Raw genomic sequence first — 21273 nt, forward strand, 5'->3', positions numbered from 1 at the left:
GCCGCCGCCGCTACGGCAGGCTGGCACGATTAACGACCCAAACCGGGAGAGACACACACAATGGCACTTATCAGCATGCGCCAGATGTTGGACCACGCAGCCGAGTTCGGCTACGGCGTTCCAGCCTTCAACGTCAACAACCTTGAGCAGATGCGCGCCATCATGGAAGCCGCTGACAAGACTGACTCCCCGGTGATCGTCCAGGCTTCGGCCGGTGCTCGCAAATACGCCGGCGCACCGTTCCTGCGTCACCTGATCCTGGCAGCCATCGAAGAATTCCCGCACATCCCGGTGTGCATGCACCAGGACCACGGCACCAGCCCTGATGTCTGCCAGCGCTCCATTCAACTGGGCTTCAGCTCTGTGATGATGGACGGCTCCCTGGGCGAAGACGGCAAGACCCCGACCGACTACGACTACAACGTCCGTGTCACCCAACAAACCGTGGCCATGGCTCACGCCTGCGGCGTATCGGTAGAGGGCGAGCTGGGCTGCCTGGGTTCGCTGGAAACCGGCATGGCCGGTGAAGAAGACGGCATCGGCGCCGAAGGCGTTCTGGATCACAGCCAGATGCTGACCGACCCGGAAGAAGCCGCTGACTTCGTCAAACGCACCCAGGTCGACGCCCTGGCCATCGCCATCGGCACCAGCCATGGCGCCTACAAGTTCACCAAGCCGCCTACCGGCGACGTATTGGCGATCGACCGCATCAAAGAGATCCACAAGCGCATTCCGAACACGCATCTGGTGATGCACGGTTCGTCTTCGGTTCCGCAAGAGTGGCTGGCGATCATCAACCAGTACGGCGGCGACATCAAGGAAACCTACGGCGTACCGGTTGAAGAGATCGTCGAAGGCATCAAGCACGGCGTGCGCAAGGTCAACATCGACACCGACCTGCGCCTGGCATCCACCGGCGCCATGCGTCGCCTGATGGCCACCAACCCGAGCGAATTCGACCCACGTAAATTCTTCGGCGCCACCGTAACTGCCATGCGCGACGTGTGCATCGCCCGTTACGAAGCCTTCGGTACCGCAGGCAACGCTTCGAAGATCAAGCCGATCTCCCTGGAAGCGATGTTCCAGCGTTACCTGAAAGGTGAGTTGAACGCCAAGGTCAACTAAGCTTCAGGTGTTTGATAAAAAACCCGCCAATTGGCGGGTTTTTTATTGATGAGCGGTATTTCTGACAAACTCTATTTCAAGTATGCGCAGCGACTGAGTATGAGGGTCGCAACATACGCGTTTTCCCTTGAGTGATTCATAACGTCGATCAATTGATTCGAGGATAAAGTATCCAGATCGTGCGTTGTGGTCGCGGGTGTTTGACCCGGCAAAGTAAATGTCGGTTTCAACGCCGGTCGAATTCCTGAACCGATAGTCCCCGACCAACACGTAATCAATAATGCCAATACGTAAATTACCCGTCATGGCGCCGCTTCTGTCAGTGCTGGAAGTGATGTTCAATTCGTAAGGAGTTCCTGCTTCATCAGTGGCGCTATAAGCGGCAGTGATGTATCCCTGCATATTGATTATTTCCTTGGCACTCATGGAATTTTACCCCTCGATTGGATCCGGGCTGCTGACCAAGAATAATTTCGAGGTGGCGAATATTCACCTGTTATAAATGACAGTTGTCTATTCGATATTGTTATGTCAGTGCGAATTTCAGGTAATAAGTATTCAGCGCGAAAAAAAACCGCCGTGAAGCGGTTTTTTTGTGTGCGCAAGATGGCTTATTTATCGTGATCGATATCCAGCTTGCTGAAGGTCACTTTCCCGCCTTCACTGGTGTACCCGGTGTTGTCCTGCACATAGACCCCGGCCTTGAAGTACAGCGGTTTGTCGCGCCAGGTGGCGCTGATGTTGGTGTCCCACTGGTAACCCGCTGCGCTGACGCCCAGTGCGCCGCCCGGGCTCAAGTGAATGAGGTAGTTGAACTCATTATTGAGCTTGATCCCGGTGGCGAGGGTGATGACCCGGCTTTCGGCGTCGTCGGGGTGCATGCGCACTTTGATCACGAGGTTGCCGGTCTCGGTTTTGGTTTTGTATTGGTATTCGAGTTTGACCATCGGTTTCTGGCTGTTATACGCGTGGATCTGCCCGATCACTATCTTGCCCGAGCTCGGAACCTGGTTCACCGCCAGGGTGGCGTGCAGCAAGTTATCGGCATCCGGGTAGTACCAGTTGCGCAACGTGCCGTTGCTGTAGGTTTCACGAAGTTCGGTACGGGGGTAGATCGCGTTTTCAGTTCGCGAGCCGGTCACCGGTGACCAGAAAAACAAGGTGCCCGTGTCAGAATGGAAGTATTGATCCTTGAAGCCGTCCACCAGTTTTGAGGTTTCAACAGTGTATGGCGGGCTGCCGACGGGAACGCTAAGGTTCCAGGTTGCGAGGTCAATCATAGTCAAAGCTTCCACGAATTAATGCTGCACGCACGTACCAATCGCTCTAGCACGTGCCTTTGGGGGCGGTCTTTATAAGCGTAGAGGGCTGGTTTGTTAACGCCCACCGGGCAGTTAACTGGCGTCAACATCCTGTCGAAATGCCATCCTTCCCGGTTTTAGCGGGCTGCGTGGCCGACCGTTAGTCGGCAAATGACGCATCAGTCGAATGATGGCGCACTGATACCTTCTGCTTTTACGGATCCCGGTCTAGAGTGAAAGCACAGTTTCTGTCCGGTTTTCACGAGAAGTCGGCCTGACATCCAGCCCAGAGAAGCAGCATGGAATGCGCGCACCCAATGCCAGCTGAAGGCAATTCAACCCTGTTGATCGTCGATGATTACCCTGAAAACCTGGTGAGCATGCGCGCCTTGCTGCAACGCCAGGATTGGCAGGTCATCACCGCTGCCTCCGGTTTTGAGGCGCTCGGGCTGTTGCTTGAATACGATGTCGACCTGGTGTTGCTGGATGTGCAAATGCCGGGCATGGACGGTTTTGAAGTGGCGCGCCTGATGCGCGGCAGCCAAAGGACGCGCCTGACTCCGATCATTTTCCTGACCGCCAATGAACAATCCCAGGACGCCGTGATCAAGGGCTACGCCAGTGGCGCGGTGGATTACCTGTTCAAGCCCTTTGACCCGCAGATTCTCAAGCCCAAGGTCCAGGCGCTGCTCGAGCATCAACGCAATCGCCGGGCATTGCAGCGCCTGAGTCATGACCTGGAGGTCGCGCGCGCGTTCAATGCCTCGGTATTGGACAACGCCGCCGAGGGCATCCTGGTGGTCGGCGAGGACGGGGTGATCCGTTTTGCCAATCCGGCGATGTCGCGCCTGCTCAACGCCACGGTGCAGGAACTGCAGGGCAAGGAGTTCCTGGATTTCCTGCAGAAACCGCACATACCGGTCTGGGCCGATTCTGACCTGTTGGCCGGGTACAGGCGCGGTGAGACCTTGCGCCTGCACGACGCATTGCTGCGTACCGCCCCGGGCCAACAGGTGCCGGTGGCACTGTCTTGCGCGCCACTGCCCAGTGAACAGCATGCAATGGTGGTGACGGTGCTGGACATGTCGGTGGTGCGCCACCTGCATCAGCAGCTCGAATTCCAGGCGGTCACCGATCCGCTGACCGGGCTGCTCAACCGTCGCGGCTTTTACCAGACCGTGGAAAACCTGCTGTTGCGCGGCGAGCGGTCCGACAGTGCCTGGGTCCTGTTGTATCTGGACCTCGATGGTTTCAAGCGGGTCAACGACTCTCTCGGTCACGATGCCGGCGATCGGGTGTTGCGTTGGGTGTCCGAACAGTTGAAGGCATGCCTGCGCCCGTTCGATATCCTGGCACGCATGGGTGGTGATGAATTCACCGCGTTGCTGGACCTGGAGTTTCCCGAGCAAGCGGCAAAAATTGCGGAAAAACTCATCGAACGGGTGTCGGTCTGCCAGCAAATCGACGGTCTGGATATTGTCCTCGGTGCCAGCATCGGCATTGCCACGTACCCCGATTGCGGCGCAAATCTCGATGGCTTGATGCGCGCGTCCGACATCGCCATGTATGAAGCCAAGCGTGCCGGTCGGCAACAGTATCGGTTTTACGATCACGAAATGAACGGGCGCGCACGTTCGCGGCTGATGCTCGAGGAAAGCGTGCGCACGGCCATCGAGAACCGTGATTTCAATCTCGTGTATCAGCCGCAGGTGGCGGTTGCCGATGGGCGTATTCGCGGGTTCGAGGCGTTGTTGCGCTGGCAGCACCCGAGCGTCGGCGATGTCCCACCGGGGTTGTTTTTGCCGCTGCTGGAAGAGGCGCGGTTGATCAGTCGCCTGGGCAGCTGGATTTACCAGCGCAGTGCCGGGCAGCGCAAGGCCTGGGAGACCCTGTTTGCCGAGGACCTGGTGGTGGGCGTCAGCTTGAGCAGCACACAGTTTGCCATGCCCCATCTGGTCACCGAGTTGCGCCTGGTACTTGAGCGACATGGTTTGCAGCCGCGTCACCTGGAAGTCGAGGTGACGGAAGAGGCCTTGATGCATAATCCGGAGGAAACCCGCAAACAGCTGCGTTTGTTGCGCAATCTTGGGGTGCGGGTGGCGCTGGACGATTTCGGTTCCGGCCCCTGTTCACTGTCCCACCTGCGCGATCTGGAACTGGATACGCTCAAACTCGACCGCCATCTGATCAGCCGGCTTCCGGAGTCCTCAAGGGACGCGGCCCTGGTGCGCAACGTGATTGACCTGTGCAAAGAGTACGGGATGCTGGTGGTTGCCGAAGGGGTCGAGACCATGGCGCAATACCAGTGGCTGCAAGCCAATGGCTGTGAGTATGTGCAAGGTTTTCTGGTGGCCCGGCCGATGATGGCCGAAGACACCGAGCACTTTGTGCAGCCCTTCGACTGGGGCGCGCTGACCCGCTGAATTCGCTACACTGGCGACCTTTTAGTGATTTTGTGTTGCCGCATCGATGACCGCGTTGAAATACCTCCAGGCCTACCCGGCTACCTTGCAGGACCAGGTGCGTCACTTGATCGCCGACGGCCGGCTGGGCGATTACCTGAGCCAGCGTTACCCGCAAAAGCATGGAGTCCAGAGCGACAAGGCGCTGTACACCTATGCGCTGGACCTCAAGCAGGAATACCTGCGTAACGCCCCGTCGATCGACAAGGTACTGTTCGACAACCGTCTGGACCTGACCCACCGCGCCCTTGGCCTGCACACCACGATCTCGCGGGTGCAAGGCGGCAAGCTCAAGGCCAAGAAAGAAATCCGTATTGCCTCATTGTTCAAGGAGGCGCCGGCGCAGTTTCTGCAAATGATCGTGGTGCATGAATTGGCGCACTTCAAGGAGTCCGACCACAACAAGGCCTTCTACAAACTGTGCGAGCACATGTTGCCCGGGTACCACCAGGTGGAGTTCGATGTGCGGGTGTACCTGACCTGGCGCGACCTGCAATGAAAAGACCCGATGAACAAGGAGCGCATGGATGGACGTAAGCAAGACCAAGAGCAGCTTCTACCGCCGCTTGTACGTGGCGTACCTGATCGACAGCGGTCTGGCCAGCAGCGTTCCGGCATTGACCGAAGTCACCGGTATGCCCCGGCGCACGGCCCAGGACACCATCGCCGCCTTGGCGGATCTGGATATTGTTTGCGAGTTCGAGCAGGAAGAAGGCGCGCGCAACCATGCCGGTCGCTATCGGATTCGCGGGTGGGGGTCGATCGATCGCGGGTGGATCGAGCGTAATCTTCGGCAGATCAAGGCGGTGCTTGAGTATCCCTGATTTTTTCGGTGATTGATCTGACGCCTTCGCGAGCAAGCCCGCTCCCACATTGGATCTCCAATTGACACAAATATTGTGTAAGGCAACGATCAAATGTGGGAGCGGGCTTGCTCGCGAAGAGGCCCTTACGAACGCCGCATGCCGATATGTGGAATCCCGTCCTCGACATACTCCTCGCCCGCCACAACAAACCCGTACCGCCCGTAATACCCCTGCAGATGCGCCTGGGCCGAGAGGTAGACCGGCATGTCTGGCCAGCGCTTTTCAATCTGTTTCATCGCCTGGGCCATCATCTCGTGGCCCAGCCCGGTGCCTCGCGCCTGTGGCGCAATGATCACCCGCCCGATCACCACGTCACCGCCCTGTAGCTCGGGATCGAGCAGGCGCAGGTACGCCACCAGCCGATCTTCGTCCCACGCCATCAAATGGCAGGTGTCGCCCTCCAGATCCTGGCCATCGATGTCCTGATAGATGCATTTCTGTTCGATGACGAACACTTCGGCGCGCAGCTGCAAAATGGCATACAGCTGCTCCTTGCCCAGATCGCTGTGGTGTTTGCAGACCCAGTTGATTGTCATGTGTCGATTCCCTGAAAACGTCCTGGTGATACTAAGCGCCTCGACGATGGATGTCTGTATGGCGTAGGAATCTGTGACAATGACCAAAATGCCATCATTCATTTGGCGCGACCTTGTCTTCTTTGTGTAATCTTCAATCAAGCGATGCGCAGTGCTGCAACGCGCTGACATTGAGTGCCTGGGGGGGCCGGTACGGGGTCTTGTTGTTTTGGCTGAAATCACGTCGGGCAGCCGCCCGCTAAGGATTTTCTGGCATGCCGCGATTGCATCGAGCCTTTGCTTTGCTGGGACTGCTGTTGCTGACTGAAAGTGTGGCAGCGGAAAAATTGCGGCTGGTGGCGGATGCCTGGCCACCCTTTACCGACGCCACGCTGTTCAACGGCGGCTTGGCCACGGACATTGTCAGTACCGCCCTGGCGCGGGCCGGCTATGCCAGCGATTTCGAGCAGGTGCCCTGGGCGCGGGCGCTGCTGGGGTTGGGCGAGGGCCGTTATGACGTTCTGGTCAATGCCTGGTTCAATGATGAGCGCACACGGCTCGGCCAGTTTTCAGGCGAATACCTGATCAATCGCGTGCGCTTTCTCAAGCGTAAAGATGCACCCATCGAATTCGGCAACTTGCAGCAGCTGTACACCTATCCGATTGCCGTGGTGCGTGGCTACGCCTATTCACCGACCTTCGATCAAGATGTGTCATTGCAGAAGATTCCGGTGCACAGCTTCGCCATGGCCGTGCGCATGGTCGCCGCGGACAGGGTCAAGCTGACCCTGGAAGACGAATACGTCGCGCGTTACTACCTGTCCCGTGAGTCGCCCAAGGTCCGCAATGCCGTGGAGTTCTTGCCCAAACCGCTGAGCGAGAACGGGCTGCACATCCTGGTCAGCCTGAAAAATCCGCAGCATGAGCAGATCGTTGCCGGTTTTGATCGCGCCATCGTGGCAATGAAGGCCGATGGCACTTATGCACGGCTGTTGAAGCGACACGGCATGTGAGGTGTGGTTGCTGGCTCAATCTTCACTCGTGTCCTTGATCAAATGCGCAGCCAGCGTGCGCAACGGCCCCAACTGCCGGCAGATCAACGCCAGTTGCGTCTGCACCAGGCGCTGGCCCTCATCGATTTCATCGGGCATCTGCTCAAGCATGTTGGCCAATGCCTCTTCCTCATCGCTTTGAATCGCAATGGGCAGTTTGCTCGCCAACCCTTGGGCAATTTCATCGATGCTGGCGGCCAGCCTCACGCCCGCGCCTTCGATCAACTGCTCGCGCACATCCTGCGGTAATTGGGTTTCCCGGTGCGCGCCCAACCCGGACAAATAACTGAGCAAGGTGTGCGATAGCACCAGGAAGCGGAACCCGACATCCGCTTCCTTACGGAAATGCCCCGGTTCCATCAGCATGTTGGCCAGGGTAGTCGACAGCGCCGCGTCGGCGTTGTGGGCGTTGCGCCGCGCCAGGCGATACGCCAGGTCGTCACTTTTGCCGGCGGCATACTGCTGCATGATCTGGCGCAGGTAGATGCTGTTGCAGGTCAGGGTGTTGGCCAGCACTTTGTTCAGGCGCCGACCCTGCCAGTCTGGCAGGAACAGGAACACCGCGAGGCCGGCGATCAGGCTGCCGAGCAGGGTGTCGAACAGCCGCGGCAGGAACAGCCCATAACCGTCGCCCACCTGATTGAAGCAGAACAGCACCATCAGGGTGATCGCCGCTGTCGCCAGGGTGTAGCGGGTGGTGCGGTTGGTAAAGAACACCACCCCGGCGGCAATCGCGAAACAGGACTGGATCAGCGGGTTCGGGAACAGGTCGAACAGCGCCCAGGCCAGGGTCAGGCCGATGGCGGTGCCGATGATCCGCTGACCGAGCTTGCGCCTGGTAGCACCGTAGTTCGGCTGGCAGACAAACAGCGTCGTGAGGATGATCCAGTAACCCTGGGACGGGTGGATCAAATGCACCATGGCGTAACCGATGCTCAAGGCCAGGGGCAAGCGCAGGGCATGGCGGAACAGCAGCGAGGTGGGCGTCAACTGCGTGCGCAAGCGTACCCACACGTCCTTGAAATTGCGCGGCGAACGGTCGAGCAGGCTGCTGTCGGTGGCGTCGGCCAGGGTGTCGGGGTTGCTCGCATCGCTGAGCAGGCGGTCGAGCGTGCCCAGGTTGGCCGCCAGTGCCCGCAGTGAGCGCAGCAGCCCCCGCCAGGCGGGGTTGCTCTGAATGCGCAGGTGTTCGAGAGAGGCGTGCAGGTCGCCGAGGGCTTCGGCGAAACTCGCGTCATAGGTGAACGGCTGGCGCATCTGGATCGACTCGGCCAGCGCGCGGCAAGCCTTGCCTTGCTGGCGCAACAGGCGCTGACAGCGGAACAGCACGTCGCTGTGAAAGAACGCGTCCGCCAAAGCGTTGTACGGGTAATGCGAGGAACTGGCGCGCTCGTGGATGTCCTGGGCGAGGAAGTACAGCTTCAGGTAACGGCTGACTTTCGAGCCTGGGCGACCGTTGCCGACCCGGTGCAGGATGATTTCCTTGGCGGCGTTCAGCGCGGCAACCACCCGGCCGTTCTGCTGGGCCAGTTCCAGGCGTCGGGCTTCCACGTCCATCTGGCGGATCGGCTCGAACAGCGATGACTTCAGCTTCAGGTAGAAACCCAGCTCACGGAACAGCCGCGCCAGGCTTTGCTGCACTGGCTGGTTGGAAAACAGCGCCTGCCATAACACCGAAAGCAGGCCGTACCAGGCCGCACCGGCCACCAGCAGCACCGGCTCATGCCAGAAATCGGTGACCGCGCCGCCGCGCTGGTCGACGCCGATCATGGTGTAGACCGACAGAATCAGCGTCGCCGAGGCAATCGCCCCGTAGCGTTCGCCAAGGGCGCCGAGCATGGTCAGGCAGAACGCGGCCAGGGCGAAGGCGATGATAAAGAGAATGGGGTAGGGGAACAGCAGTTCGACCGACAGCGCGGCGACCGCGAAACACACCAGCGTCACCGCCAGCGCGTTGAGGCGGCCCTGCCAGCTGTCATCGGTTTCGGCCAGGGCGCTGGCGATGATTCCCAGGAACAACGGGATCAGCAGCCCCATTTCATCCTGATACCAGCACAACGCCATGGTGCCGGTCAGGGCGATGAATACCCGCACGCTGTAGCTGAATTTATCCAGCGCCCAAAGGCGGCGCAGAGACTGACGGAACGAGGTCGATGACATGAAGTGCGAAGGCCTTCCGAGGCAATGCCGCTAAATTGAGCCAGTAATGACGCCGACGCAATGGCTGCGATCACATCTGACAGCAAAATCTGTTCCTTCCCTATGTCTGTTACATCGCCTTCGCTGGCAAGCCAGCTCCTACAGGACCGCGCAAGACCTGTAGGAGCTGGCTTGCCAGCGAAGAACGATGACGCGGTCGATCAGACGTATTGTGCGGCGGCGTAGCCCGAGGCCCAGGCCCACTGGAAGTTGAAGCCGCCCAGGTGCCCGGTCACGTCCAGCACTTCGCCGATGAAGTACAGGCCAGGGCTTTTCAGCGATTCCATGGTCTTGGACGACACCTCGTTGGTGTCGACGCCGCCCAGGGTCACCTCGGCGGTTCGGTAGCCTTCGGTGCCGGCCGGTACGACTTTCCAGCTCGCCAATTTCTCGGCGATGGCGGCGATTTCCGCGTGGGTGTACTGCTTCATCGGTTTGGAGACGAACCAGTTGTCCGCCAGCAGATTGGCCATTTTCTTGGTGAAAATTTCACCCAGCAGGGTTTTCAGTTCGCTGTTCGGGCGTTCGGCCTGTTGCTGTTGCAGCCAGGTCGGTACGTCGTGGTCTGGCAGCAGATTGATTTCAACCGTGTCGCCGGATTCCCAGAACGAAGAAATCTGCAGGATCGCCGGGCCGCTGAGACCGCGGTGGGTGAACAGGATGTTCTCGCGAAAGCTCTGGTCATTGCAGCTGACCAGACAATCCACCGAGGTGCCGGACAACTCGGTGCACAGTTCCTTGAGCTGATCGGTGATGGTGAACGGCACCAGCCCGGCGCGGGTCGGCAGCAGTTCATGACCGAACTGTCTGGCCACCTGGTAGCCGAAACCGGTGGCGCCCAGGGTCGGGATCGACAGGCCGCCGGTGGCGATCACCAGCGATTCGCAGGTGATCTGGCCCAGGGTTGTGTCCAGCAAATAGCCCTTCTCGAGCTTCTCGATGGTCTGGATCGAGGTGTCCAGGTGCAGGCTGACGCCAGCCTGATCGCACTCGTTGAGCAGCATTTCGAGGATGTCGCTGGATTTGTTATCGCAGAACAGCTGGCCGAGCTTTTTTTCGTGGTACGGCACGCCGTGCTTGGCCACCAAGCCGATGAAATCCCACTGTGTGTAGCGGGCCAGGGCGGATTTGCAGAAGTGCGCGTTCTGCGAGAGAAAATTGCCCGGTTCCGTGTACATGTTGGTGAAATTGCAGCGGCCACCGCCTGACATCAGGATTTTCTTGCCAGCCTTGTTGGCGTGGTCCAGTAGCACCACCTTGCGCCCGCGCCCGGCGGCGGTCAGTGCACACATCAACCCTGCGGCGCCAGCGCCAATCATCACGACTTCGGTAGAGCGCAAAACGGTGTCCTCTCGATGTAGCACCACAAAACAAACTGTAGGAGCGAGCTTGCTCGCGATGGGCGTCAACGATAACGCTGGCAGCCTGGCTCAGCGCGGTGAGCTCAGGTTTTTCGCGAGCAAGCTCGCTCCTACAAGGGGATAGGCGTTGTCCTTAGAGGATACGCACGCGTAGCGAACGGCCTTTGATCTTGCCGTCGTTCAGGCGTTGCAGGGCCTGCTTGGCGACGCCGCGTTCCACGGCAACGAAGGCCTGGAAGTCGAAGATGGCGATTTTGCCGACCTGGGCACCCGGAATGCCGGCTTCACCGGTCAGGGCGCCAAGGATGTCGCCTGGACGAACCTTGTCCTTGCGGCCAGCACCGATGCACAGGGTGCTCATCTGCGGCAGCAGCGGGCCACCACCCTTGGAGGTGAGGTTGTCCACCTGATCCCAGGTCAACGGCGATTTCTGCAACTGTTCGATGGCTTGGGCGCGCTGTGCTTCGGACGGTGCGACCAGGCTGATGGCCAGGCCTTTTTCACCGGCGCGGCCAGTACGGCCAACGCGGTGGATGTGGATTTCCGAATCCCGGGCCAGTTCGACGTTGATCACCATGTCCAGGGAATCGATGTCCAGGCCGCGCGCGGCGACGTCGGTGGCCACCAGCACGGAGGTGCTGCGGTTGGCGAACATTGCCAGAACCTGATCGCGATCGCGCTGCTCCAGGTCGCCGTGCAGGCCGACGGCGGAGATGCCTTTGGCCGTCAGGTGATCAACGGTTTCCTGGACCTGCTGCTTGGTGAAGCAGAACGCCACGCAGGACGCCGGGCGGAAGTGGCCCAGCACCTTGGTCACGGCGCTCATGCGATCGTCCGGGGAAATTTCGTAGAAGCGCTGCTCGATCTGCGTGTCGTCGTGGAACGCCTCGGCCTTCACTTGCTGCGGGTTGCGCATGAACTTCGAGGCCAGCTGCTTGATGCCGACCGGGTAGGTGGCGGAGAACAGCAGGGTCTGGCGACGCTCCGGGGCCTGCATGATGATTTCTTCGATGGAGTCGTAGAAACCCATGTCGAGCATGCGGTCGGCTTCGTCGAGGATCAGGGTGTTGAGGCCATGCAGGACCAGCGAGCCCTTGCGCAGGTGCTGCTGGATGCGCCCCGGGGTGCCGACGATGATGTGCGCGCCGTGCTCCAGCGAAGCGATCTGCGGGCCGAGGGACACGCCGCCGCACAGGGTCAGGACCTTGATGTTGTCTTCGGCACGGGCCAGGCGACGGATTTCCTTGGCGACCTGGTCGGCCAGCTCGCGGGTCGGGCACAGGATCAGCGCCTGGCAACCGAAGTAGCGCGGATTGATCGGGTTGAGCAGGCCGATGCCGAAGGCGGCGGTCTTGCCGCTGCCGGTCTTGGCCTGGGCGATCAGGTCCATCCCCTTGAGGATCACCGGCAAGCTTTGCGCCTGGATCGGCGTCATCTGGGCATAACCGAGGGAGTCGAGGTTAGCCAGCATGGCGGCGGACAGCGGCAAAGTATTAAATTCGGTGGCGATGGTGGTCACGGGACTGGCCTGCAAAACAAAATGTCGCGCAGTGTACCAGTCCGATGGCCATTCGCCCTAAGGCTCTATGTGCTGTTCCGGACGCTTGACGCGCCGTCCGTCTTCCTTTGAGAGCTGGGAAAAGATCGTGGCGGCCAGCATCGCCATGATTCCGACGGTCACAAACGTCAATTGGAACGCGCCCAAAACCGTCTCCACGCCGTCATTGCCCACGCTTGCGGTAAAGCCACCGAGCAGCGCACCGGCACAGGCCACGCCCAGACTCAGGGACAATTGCGCGACCACCGACAGCAGGCTGTTGCCGCTGCTGGCACTGGCATCGTCAAGGTCGATCAGGGTCACGGTGTTCATCGCGGTGAACTGCAAGGAGTTGATCGCACCCAGCACTGCCAGCAGGCACAGCAGCAGCCAGTACGGCGTCTGCTCGCTGACCAGGCCCATGCTGGCCAGCATGATCCCCAGCGCCAGGGTGTTACCGGTCAGCACGATGCGGTAGCCCAGGCGTTCGATCAGCGGCCGCGCCACCCACTTGGCGATCATCGCTGCAGCTGCCAGCGGCAGCATGCTCATCCCCGCCTGGGACGGCGAATACCCCAGCGCCACCTGCAGCAACAGCGGCACCAGGAACGGCAGCGCGCCGCTGCCCAGCCGGGCAAAGAGGTTGCCGAGAATGCCGACGGCGAAGGTCCGGGTCCTGAACAGCGACGGCGCAAACAGCGGATTGTCGATGTGCCCGGCGCGCAGCCAGTAGGCCGCCAGGCAGGCCATGCCGCCGAACAACAGCAGCATCACCCGCAGGTGCGGCAGGTGCAGTTCTCCCAACCCTTCCATGGCGACGGTGATCAGGATCATCGCGGCGCCGAACAGCAGGAAACCCAGGCTATCGAAGCGGGTCCGTTCGGAACCACGCAGGTCAGGGATGAATTTCCACACGGCGTAGCAGCCCACCAGTCCCACCGGCAGGTTGATCAGGAAGATCCAGTGCCAGGTCAGGTACTGCACCATCCAGCCGCCCATGGTCGGACCGATCAACGGCCCGAGCAGGCCGGGAATGGTGATGAAGCCCATTATCCGCACCAGTTCCGAGCGCGGGTAGGCGCGCAGCACCACCAATCGCCCGACCGGCAGCATCAACGCGCCGCCCAGGCCCTGGATCACCCGGGCGCCGATCAGCATGCTCAGGCTGCTGGACAAGGCGCAGAGTAAGGAGCCGAAACTGAACAGCAGGATCGCGCTGAAAAAGATTTTCTTGGTGCCGAAGCGGTCTGCGATCCAGCCAGAGGCCGGGATCAGCAAGGCGACCGTGAGCATGTAGGCGATGATCACGCCCTGCATGCGCAGCGGATCTTCCGCCAAGTCTTGGGCCATGGCCGGCAGGGCGGTATTGAGGATCGTCCCGTCGAGGGACTGCATGAAGAAGGCAATGGCGACGACCCAGGGCACCCAGCGGGCGGTGACCGGATCGAGAGGCGGGCGGTTGGGCATGGGACCTCTTGGTGGTGTGGAGGGCATCTACCTGTAGGAGCTGGCTTGCCAGCGAAGCTTTTGGCGGTCTAGAGGGCCTCTTCGCTGGCAAGCCAGCTCCTACAGGTGTTGCGGGTGTTGCGGTGTTACAGGGTCAACGTCAGTCGCCGCACGATCGCCCCCGGCAACAGCGCCGATGCCGTCGCCCGCTGGCTGTAGGTGCTCGCCGACAACAGCAATTCGCGCTCTGCGGTCAGCGCTTCGAGCTGTGAACCCAGCAGGCTGTAGGCGCTGTCGTCGAAACGCATGGTGCTGACCGGTGCCTGGATCTCGCCGTTCTCGACCCAGAAGGTCGCAAATCGCGTCATGCCGGTCAGGCGTGCCGCCGGTTGATCCGAGAAGTTCAGGTACCACAGGTTGCTGATGTACAGGCCGGTACCGAGTTGCTTGAGGATGTGTGCCTCAGGCAGCTGCCCGGCCTGCATGTTCAGGGCCGTTGGCGATTCCCCGCCGCTGGCGCCGTTGGCGGTCAGTCCGTACTCGGCGGCGCTGCGTGAACCCACCAGTTGCGCACCGGCCTTGCCTTCGACAATCAAGCCCAGGTCGCTTCGCGGATAACCTTCGTCGGAAAACGCCGGGCTCAGCGAGCCGCTGACTTTTTCGTCCAGCGTGACCAATCGACTGAACGCCTGGTCGCCTCCGTAGAGCTTCTGCAGCGGGCTGCTTTTGCTGGCGATCGACTGCGCCGAAAAACCGCCCCAGCACAGCATGCCCATGATCTCTTCCAGCGCGGCGGGCGCCAGGTAGGCGCGGTACTGACCCGGCGCCAGGGTGCGCAGCGGCCGTCCCAGGTATTCGAGTTGTTCACGTGCCTGCTGGAAGCGTTTGGCAAAGCCTGCGCTGTTCCAGTCGTGCCCGGCATAGCTGGCCTTAACCGCCTGGCCATTTTCATGGAACAGGCTGAAGTCGAAGTTGAAGCTGTTGGCCTGGTGCCAGCCGAACGCCCCGGCTGAACTGGCGAAACCACGGCTGATCGGCCCGGCTGCATAGAACCCGACCAGGTCCAGGCCTTCAGCGGCCTGGGTGATTTCGGCGACCACTTGCTCGGTGTCCGGCAGCGGATGCTCCTGCACGTTCTTGCTTTGCCAGCCGTTGTAGTTGAGCAGCAGGTAGGGATCCTGGGGCAGCAGCGGCAAGGTTTCGCGCAGTTGTTGCAGGCCTTCGGCCAGGCGCTGACGGTCGACTGCAGGATCGCCCGCCAGGGTGATTTGCAGGTCGGCGTGGCGGCCATCGTTGATCAGTTTCAGACCGATGCTCGCCTGTTGCACCTGCCCGGCCTGCCGCACCTTGGCGTGGTTGAAACGCACAAAAGCCGACGATTCGGCGGCGTAGCTGAGGGTGAACTGTTCCGGTTCGTGCAGCGCTTCGCGTAATTCGGCGACCAATGCCTTGAACGACTCGGCCTGGGCTTTCGACGTAGTCATCAGCTGTCTCCCCCAAATACATCAACGTTGCTGAACACGCAGGCTGGCGAGGCATGGCCCACGCGGATCACTTGATTCGGTTCGCCCTTGCCACAGTTCGGCGTGCCCAGGACCTTGAAGGTGCTGGCATCGCCGACTGCGCTGAGGCTCTTCCAGAACTGCGCGGAAATGGCCCGGTAGTTCGGGTTCTTCACCACGCCCTTGAGTTCGCCGTTTTCAATCAACTGGCCCCATTCGCAACCGAACTGGAACTTGTTGCGCGCATCATCGATGGACCAGGAGCGGTTGGTGCTCATCAGAATGCCGTGTTCGATGTTGCCGATCAGTTGCGCAAGCGGCTGGTCGCCAGGCTCGATGTTGAGGTTGGCCATGCGGTCGATCGGCGGGCGGTTCCAGCCGCAGGCACGGCTGTTGGCGACCCCGTCCAGGCCTGCGCGGAACTGCGACAGTGCACCGCCCAGGGGGCGCAGCAGCAATCCTTCGCGAATCAGGAACTGTTTGCTGGCGGCCGTGCCGTCGTCGTCATGGCCGTAGCTGGCGAGTTGTTCCGGGATATCGGGATCGAACGTCACGTTCAACAATGTCGAGCCGTACTGCAGATGGCCGAAGTCGCCGGCCTTGACGAAGCTGGTGCCGGCATAATTGCGCTCATCACCGAGGATGCGGTCCAGTTCCAGCGGATGGCCGATGGATTCGTGGATCTGCAGCATCATCTGGTCGGGCATCAGCAGCAGGTCGCGCGGACCTTGCGGCGTGTTCGGTGCCAGCAGCAATTGCAGCGCCTGATCGGCAACTTTCACCCCTGCACCGATCAGCCCGCAGCGGCTGATCACATCGAAGCCACCCTGTTGGCCGAAGTTTTCCCGGCCGAGTGTGCGGGTCTGGCTGTCGTTGCCGTCGTAGGCGGTGACGTCGAGACCCGGATAGACGAAGCGCTGGGCCTGGCGCAGCTCGGCGCCGGCGCTGTTGAGGTAGATCTGTTCGACGTGGGTGATGCCGATGCTCACCTGCCAGCTCACCAGGCGTTCGTCCTTGGGCACGGCGGCGGATTCGGCACCGAGCAGCTGGTAGCAGTCGCTCAAGGACGGGAAGGGCTGGTCGAGGTTCGGCGAGAAGTAATCGGCACGGTCGCTGGAAACGGCCTGGTCGCGCAGGTCCAGCAGGGCATGAGGCTTGAGCCGACGAGCCTGCTGCTCGGCGCGCTCAAGGGCGGCTTGCAGGCCTTGCTGCGACAGGTCATTGGTGGCGGCATAGGCTTCGACGCCATTGACCCGCACCGTCAGCATCGCCCCTTCGTCGCGGCTCAGGCTCGGCGGTTCGGCGACGTTCTTGCGCACCGACAGGTACTGGCCGGACTCGCGCACATAACGCAGGGAAAAGAATTCGGCGCCCGTACGCAAGGCAGCAAAGCGCTGCTTGAGCTGGGGGTGGAAATCGAACATTCGGGAACCTCCCTGGTATGGAGTGGCGGTGCAGCGGTGCGGCGAGGGGATGAAGCGATTGCGCGGCACTAGAGTAGGCCTGCATGGGGGTGGGATCAAGGTCCGGGAGGTATTTACGCTGGGTGAGTCAGTAGTTTGTTTATCGTTTGCAAGGACGCCTTCGCGAGCAAGCCCGCTCCCACATTGGATCTATGGTCGACACACATTATGTGAACGCCAAAGAACAAATGTGGGAGCGGGCTTGCTCGCGAAGGCAGCACCGCGGTGTAACAGTGTTACGCCGTCTGGCCCACTTCACGCATCGGCTTGCCCTTCACCGGTGCATCGCCCGCTACGTAGTAGTTGGCCTTGCTGCGCGGCAACGGCTGGCGGCCACGGATCTTGTCGGCGATTTTCTCGGCCATCATGATCGTTGGTGCGTTCAGGTTGCCGGTGGTGATGATCGGCATGATCGAGGCATCGACCACGCGCAGGCCTTGCATGCCATGCACGCGACCTTCGCCATCGACCACGGCCATCTCGTCGGTGCCCATCTTGCACGAGCAGGACGGGTGGAACGCGGTTTCGGCGTGTTCGCGGATGAACTTGTCCAGTTGCTCGTCGGATTGCACTTCGATGCCCGGGCTGATTTCGCGGCCACGGAAGGCGTCCAGCGCAGGTTGCTGCATGATTTCCCGGGTCAGGCGGATACCATCGCGAAATTCCTGCCAGTCCTGCTCGGTGGCCATGTAGTTGAACAGGATGCTCGGGTGCTGGCGCGGGTCCTTGGACTTGGCCTGGATGCGCCCGCGACTTGGCGAACGCATGGAGCCCATGTGCGCCTGGAAGCCGTGCTCTTTCACCCCGTTGCTGCCGTTGTAGTTAATCGCCACCGGCAGGAAGTGGTACTGGATGTTCGGCCATTCGAATTCCGGACGGGTACGGATGAAACCGCCGGCTTCGAACTGGTTGCTGGCGCCGATGCCGGTGCCGTTGAACAGCCACTCGGCACCGATGGCCGGCTGGTTGTACCAGAGCAGCGACGGGTACAGCGAGACCGGTTGGGTGCAGGCGTATTGCAGGTACAGCTCAAGGTGATCCTGCAGGTTTTCACCGACGCCCGGCAGGTCGTGGACCACCGGAATGTCGAGCTTGTTCAGCAGTTCGGCCGGACCGACGCCGGAGCGTTGCAGGATCTGCGGCGAAGCGATGGCGCCGGAGCACAGCAGCACTTCTTTGCGCGCCTTGGCTTCGACACGTTCTTGCGCATCGCCGACCAGGTAACGCACGCCGACCGCACGCTTGCCTTCAAACAGGATCTTGTCGGTCAGGGCGTGGGTGACGATGGTCAGGGTCGAACGCTTCTTGGCCACGTCCAGGTAACCGCGGGCGGTGGAGGCACGGCGACCTTTGGGGGTCACGGTGCGGTCCATCGGGCCGAAGCCTTCCTGCTGGTAGCCGTTCAGGTCTTCGGTGCGCGGGTAACCGGCTTGCACACCTGCTTCAACCATGGCGTGGAACAGCGGGTTGTTGCCGGCTTTCGGCGTGGTCACGCTGACCGGACCGTCGCCACCGTGGTAATCGTTCGGGCCGATGTCACGGGTTTCCGCTTTACGGAAATACGGCAGGCAGTCCAGGTACGACCAGTCTTCCAGGCCTGGCAGCTTGGCCCAGCCGTCGTAGTCCATGGCATTGCCGCGGATGTAGCACATGCCGTTGATTAGCGAAGAGCCGCCCAGGCCCTTGCCGCGACCGCATTCCATGCGACGGCCGTCCATGTATGGTTCCGGATCGGTTTCGTAGGCCCAGTTGTAGCGACGGCCTTGCAGCGGGAACGCCAGGGCGGCGGGCATCTGCGTGCGGAAGTCGAAACGGTAGTCCGGACCGCCGGCTTCGAGCAGCAGGACGGTGACGCCGGCGTCTTCGGTCAGGCGAGTCGCCAGGGTGTTACCGGCCGAGCCGGCACCGATGATGATGTAGTCGAATTCTTGGGACATTGAATGCACCCTCTTTGATAGTGGTCAGGTCGGGCCTCGGCGAGTGCTGCGCACTCGATCGCCGGCAAGCCGGCTCCTACAGGATCGGGGTCACCGATGATTTGGCGAGCGACGCCAAACCTGTAGGAGCTGGCTTGCCAGCGAAGCGGCCTCACGGGCAATACACAACCCGGGTTAGAACACCGAGACGTAATCGCCCAGCTCGACCTGTACCGATTTGATGCGGGTGAAGTTGTTCAGCGAGCTGATGCCGTTCTCACGGCCAACACCCGACTGCTTGTAGCCGCCGACCGGCATCTTCGCGTCGGACTCGCCCCAGGCGTTGATCCAGCAGATACCGGCTTCCAGTTGATGAATCACGCGGTGGGCGCGGTTCAGGTCCTTGGTGACGATACCGGCGGCCAGGCCGAAGTCGGTGTCGTTGGCGCGGCGGATCACTTCTTCTTCGGTCTCGTAGGACAGGATCGCCATCACCGGGCCAAAGATCTCTTCACGCACGATGGTCATGTCATCGCTGCAGTCGGTGAACACGGTCGGCGCAACGAACGCGCCCTTGGCGAATTCACCTTCGGTCAGACGCTCGCCGCCGCACAACAGGCGTGCACCTTCTTCCTTGCCCTTGGCGATGTAGCCCAGCACGCTTTCCATGTGGGCGAAGCTGACCAGTGGACCGAAGTTGGTGTTTTCGTCTTGCGGGTTGCCGACGCGGATGCGCGCAACGCGCTCAACGATCTTGGCTTCGAAAGCGGCTTTCAGGTGCGCCGGTACGAACACGCGAGTGCCGTTGGTGCAGACCTGGCCGGAGCTGTAGAAGTTGGCCATCATCGCGGTGTCGGCGGCGCGGTCGAGGTCGGCGTCGTCGCAGATGATCAGCGGCGATTTGCCACCCAGTTCCATGGTCACGTCTTTCAGCGAAGAGCTCGAAGCGCTGGCCATGACTTTCTTGCCGGTGTCGGTGCCGCCGGTGAACGAGACTTTTTCGATGCGCGGGTGCTCGGTCAGCCAGGTGCCGACTTCGCGGCCGCTGCCGGTCAGGACGTTGAACACACCTGCTGGCAGGCCGGCTTCGGTGTAGATCTCCGCCAGTTTCAGGGTGGTCAGCGAGGTGACTTCGCTTGGCTTGAAGATCATCGCGTTACCGGCCGCCAGGGCAGGAGCGGACTTCCACAAAGCGATCTGGATCGGGTAGTTCCACGCGCCGATACCGGCAACGACGCCCAGCGGCTCGCGACGGGTGTAGACGAACGACGTGGTGCGCAGCGGAATCTGCTCGCCTTCGATGGCCGGAACCAGGCCTGCGTAGTACTCCAGCACGTCGGCGCCGGTAACGATGTCGACGTAGCGGGTTTCGGAGTACGACTTGCCGGTGTCCAGGGTTTCCAGGGCGGCCAGTTCATCGTTGCGCTCGCGCAGGATGTCCACGGCGCGACGCAGGATGCGCGAACGCTCCATGGCGGTCATCGCGGCCCAGATTTTCTGGCCCTTTTCGGCGCTGACCACAGCGCGCTCGACGTCTTCCTTGGTCGCGCGTTGTACTTTTGCGAGGACTTCACCGTTAGCCGGGTTGATGGCTTCGAAGGTGGCATCGCTGCCAGCGTCGGTGTAGCCGCCATCGATGTAGAGTTTTTGCAGTTCGAAACGGGCCATAAAGTCCTCGCAAGTGCATTGGTTGTTGGCACGGTGCGGGTGTCGAGCGTTCTGTGTGTGCTCTAACTCACCCGCTTGGCCAGTTGGATATCCATGTATTCGTAAGCGATCTGTTGTGCCTGCCCGGTGTCGAAAGCATCTCCCGACAGCGCGCCGCGCAACCACAAGCCGTCAATCAACGCTGCCAGGCCCCGGGCGGCGGTGCGCGCATCATCGAGCGGCAACACGCGGCGGAACTGGCAGCACAGGTTGGAATACAGACGGTGATCGTTGATCCGCTGCAACCTGTGCAAAGACGGCTGGTGCATGCTGGTGGCCCAAAAGGCCAGCCAGGTTTTCATTGCCGGGCCATTGACCTGGCTGGCGTCGAAGTTGCCTTCGATGATCACCTGCAGATGCGCCCGCGGGCTGTCATCTGTCAGCGCCAGTCGGCGCGCGGTGACGTTCTCGCTCAGCACAGTCATCAAGTACCCCATGGTGGCGGCGATCAGGCCATTCTTGTCCTGAAAGTAGTGACTGATGATGCCATTCGAGACACCGGCCAAACGGGCGATCAGCGCAATGCTGGCGTCCCCCATTCCGACTTGGTCGACCGCCAGCAATGTGGCTTCGATCAATTGCTGGCGACGGATGGGTTGCATACCGACCTTGGGCATCTTGCACATCTCCTTAGGCCTTCCGGCAGACGCAGGACGTCTATCGGATTGAGGGCCAGTCTATTTTGTTTTGATTGAACGTTCAATCAACAAAGAATAAGATCTGCGACAAATCGTCGCTACCTACAGAGTTTTCCGACGCGTAGCGGCGAAAAAAACGACTTCCGAAAATGCTCGAAACCTACGCGCCACGGCGCTCAAGGG

The 21273-nt window shown here is 60.9% G+C and carries 17 protein-coding genes; 5 read left to right on the top strand and 12 right to left on the bottom strand.

Translation table 11 applies throughout. The features are described 5' to 3' along the window. Positions 1-60 precede the first annotated feature (60 nt). Positions 61-1125, top strand: a complete 1065-nt coding sequence (gene fba / locus ACYP2Q_RS11050) for a class II fructose-bisphosphate aldolase (protein WP_019694035.1) — start codon at positions 61-63, stop codon at positions 1123-1125. 42 nt (positions 1126-1167) lie between these two features. Here the strand turns inward: fba and ACYP2Q_RS11055 are convergent, their stop codons facing one another. Further along, the gene (locus tag ACYP2Q_RS11055) at positions 1168-1551 is read right to left on the bottom strand and encodes a hypothetical protein (protein ID WP_459730467.1); all 384 of its coding nucleotides are present in this window, start codon (positions 1549-1551) and stop codon (positions 1168-1170) included. 185 nt (positions 1552-1736) lie between these two features. Continuing rightward, the gene (locus ACYP2Q_RS11060) at positions 1737-2405 is read right to left on the bottom strand and encodes a polysaccharide lyase family 7 protein (RefSeq protein WP_459730468.1); all 669 of its coding nucleotides are present in this window, start codon (positions 2403-2405) and stop codon (positions 1737-1739) included. Positions 2406-2725: 320 nt separating this feature from the next. Here ACYP2Q_RS11060 and ACYP2Q_RS11065 point away from each other — a divergent pair, with 320 nt between their 5' ends. The 3 genes from ACYP2Q_RS11065 to ACYP2Q_RS11075 are packed head-to-tail and all read left to right on the top strand — an operon-like array spanning position 2726 to position 5712. Continuing rightward, a complete protein-coding gene (locus tag ACYP2Q_RS11065; RefSeq protein WP_459730469.1) occupies positions 2726-4849 on the top strand; it encodes a putative bifunctional diguanylate cyclase/phosphodiesterase in 2124 nt (707 codons plus the stop codon). 46 nt (positions 4850-4895) lie between these two features. Then, a complete protein-coding gene (locus tag ACYP2Q_RS11070; protein WP_459730471.1) occupies positions 4896-5387 on the top strand; it encodes a M48 metallopeptidase family protein in 492 nt (163 codons plus the stop codon). A gap of 28 nt (positions 5388-5415) precedes the next feature. Then, on the top strand, positions 5416-5712 hold the full coding sequence (locus ACYP2Q_RS11075; protein ID WP_459730472.1) for a winged helix-turn-helix domain-containing protein: 297 nt from the start codon (positions 5416-5418) through the stop codon (positions 5710-5712). Between the two features lie 125 nt (positions 5713-5837). Here ACYP2Q_RS11075 and ACYP2Q_RS11080 read toward each other — a convergent pair whose 3' ends face one another. Beyond that, positions 5838-6290, bottom strand: coding sequence for a GNAT family N-acetyltransferase (locus ACYP2Q_RS11080; RefSeq protein ID WP_459730474.1), 453 nt, complete (start codon positions 6288-6290; stop codon positions 5838-5840). 254 nt (positions 6291-6544) lie between these two features. On the opposite strand from ACYP2Q_RS11080, the gene ACYP2Q_RS11085 reads away from it, so the two are divergent. After that, complete coding sequence (locus ACYP2Q_RS11085; RefSeq protein ID WP_459730476.1) at positions 6545-7282, top strand: substrate-binding periplasmic protein; 738 nt, start codon at positions 6545-6547, stop codon at positions 7280-7282. Between the two features lie 15 nt (positions 7283-7297). Here the strand turns inward: ACYP2Q_RS11085 and yccS are convergent, their stop codons facing one another. The 9 genes from yccS to betI all read right to left on the bottom strand — a co-directional run bounded on the left by yccS (position 7298) and on the right by betI (position 21069). Continuing rightward, positions 7298-9481: a YccS family putative transporter gene (gene yccS / locus ACYP2Q_RS11090; RefSeq protein ID WP_459730477.1), complete on the bottom strand. Its 2184-nt coding sequence runs from the start codon at positions 9479-9481 to the stop codon at positions 7298-7300. Positions 9482-9681: 200 nt separating this feature from the next. Further along, on the bottom strand, positions 9682-10860 hold the full coding sequence (locus ACYP2Q_RS11095; RefSeq protein WP_459730478.1) for a BaiN/RdsA family NAD(P)/FAD-dependent oxidoreductase: 1179 nt from the start codon (positions 10858-10860) through the stop codon (positions 9682-9684). A gap of 154 nt (positions 10861-11014) precedes the next feature. Next, on the bottom strand, positions 11015-12352 hold the full coding sequence (gene dbpA, locus ACYP2Q_RS11100) for an ATP-dependent RNA helicase DbpA (protein WP_459730630.1): 1338 nt from the start codon (positions 12350-12352) through the stop codon (positions 11015-11017). Between the two features lie 105 nt (positions 12353-12457). Beyond that, complete coding sequence (mdtD, locus tag ACYP2Q_RS11105; protein WP_459730480.1) at positions 12458-13885, bottom strand: multidrug transporter subunit MdtD; 1428 nt, start codon at positions 13883-13885, stop codon at positions 12458-12460. A gap of 125 nt (positions 13886-14010) precedes the next feature. Continuing rightward, positions 14011-15348, bottom strand: a complete 1338-nt coding sequence (locus ACYP2Q_RS11110) for a TldD/PmbA family protein (protein WP_459730482.1) — start codon at positions 15346-15348, stop codon at positions 14011-14013. After that, the gene (locus tag ACYP2Q_RS11115; RefSeq protein WP_459730483.1) at positions 15348-16790 is read right to left on the bottom strand and encodes a TldD/PmbA family protein; all 1443 of its coding nucleotides are present in this window, start codon (positions 16788-16790) and stop codon (positions 15348-15350) included. Before ACYP2Q_RS11115 ends, ACYP2Q_RS11110 begins: the two co-directional genes overlap by 1 nt. A gap of 275 nt (positions 16791-17065) precedes the next feature. Then, positions 17066-18766, bottom strand: coding sequence for a choline dehydrogenase (gene betA / locus ACYP2Q_RS11120; protein WP_459730485.1), 1701 nt, complete (start codon positions 18764-18766; stop codon positions 17066-17068). Between the two features lie 174 nt (positions 18767-18940). Then, positions 18941-20413, bottom strand: a complete 1473-nt coding sequence (betB, locus tag ACYP2Q_RS11125) for a betaine-aldehyde dehydrogenase (RefSeq protein ID WP_459730486.1) — start codon at positions 20411-20413, stop codon at positions 18941-18943. 62 nt (positions 20414-20475) lie between these two features. After that, the gene (gene betI, locus ACYP2Q_RS11130) at positions 20476-21069 is read right to left on the bottom strand and encodes a transcriptional regulator BetI (RefSeq protein ID WP_150719160.1); all 594 of its coding nucleotides are present in this window, start codon (positions 21067-21069) and stop codon (positions 20476-20478) included. Positions 21070-21273 lie beyond the last annotated feature (204 nt).

Source organism: Pseudomonas sp. MHK4 (assembly GCF_054600775.1).

Bases quoted from the DNA above. Each gene is read 5' to 3' on its own strand.
- fba (WP_019694035.1), top strand. From the start codon at position 61: ATGGCACTTATCAGCATGCGCCAGATGTTGGACCACGCAGCCGAGTTC.
- ACYP2Q_RS11055 (WP_459730467.1), bottom strand. From the start codon at position 1,551: ATGAGTGCCAAGGAAATAATCAATATGCAGGGATACATCACTGCCGCT.
- ACYP2Q_RS11060 (WP_459730468.1), bottom strand. From the start codon at position 2,405: ATGATTGACCTCGCAACCTGGAACCTTAGCGTTCCCGTCGGCAGCCCG.
- ACYP2Q_RS11065 (WP_459730469.1), top strand. From the start codon at position 2,726: ATGGAATGCGCGCACCCAATGCCAGCTGAAGGCAATTCAACCCTGTTG.
- ACYP2Q_RS11070 (WP_459730471.1), top strand. From the start codon at position 4,896: ATGACCGCGTTGAAATACCTCCAGGCCTACCCGGCTACCTTGCAGGAC.
- ACYP2Q_RS11075 (WP_459730472.1), top strand. From the start codon at position 5,416: ATGGACGTAAGCAAGACCAAGAGCAGCTTCTACCGCCGCTTGTACGTG.
- ACYP2Q_RS11080 (WP_459730474.1), bottom strand. From the start codon at position 6,290: ATGACAATCAACTGGGTCTGCAAACACCACAGCGATCTGGGCAAGGAG.
- ACYP2Q_RS11085 (WP_459730476.1), top strand. From the start codon at position 6,545: ATGCCGCGATTGCATCGAGCCTTTGCTTTGCTGGGACTGCTGTTGCTG.
- yccS (WP_459730477.1), bottom strand. From the start codon at position 9,481: ATGTCATCGACCTCGTTCCGTCAGTCTCTGCGCCGCCTTTGGGCGCTG.
- dbpA (WP_459730630.1), bottom strand. From the start codon at position 12,352: ATGCTGGCTAACCTCGACTCCCTCGGTTATGCCCAGATGACGCCGATC.
- mdtD (WP_459730480.1), bottom strand. From the start codon at position 13,885: ATGCCCAACCGCCCGCCTCTCGATCCGGTCACCGCCCGCTGGGTGCCC.
- ACYP2Q_RS11110 (WP_459730482.1), bottom strand. From the start codon at position 15,348: ATGACTACGTCGAAAGCCCAGGCCGAGTCGTTCAAGGCATTGGTCGCC.
- ACYP2Q_RS11115 (WP_459730483.1), bottom strand. From the start codon at position 16,790: ATGTTCGATTTCCACCCCCAGCTCAAGCAGCGCTTTGCTGCCTTGCGT.
- betA (WP_459730485.1), bottom strand. From the start codon at position 18,766: ATGTCCCAAGAATTCGACTACATCATCATCGGTGCCGGCTCGGCCGGT.
- betB (WP_459730486.1), bottom strand. From the start codon at position 20,413: ATGGCCCGTTTCGAACTGCAAAAACTCTACATCGATGGCGGCTACACC.
- betI (WP_150719160.1), bottom strand. From the start codon at position 21,069: ATGCCCAAGGTCGGTATGCAACCCATCCGTCGCCAGCAATTGATCGAA.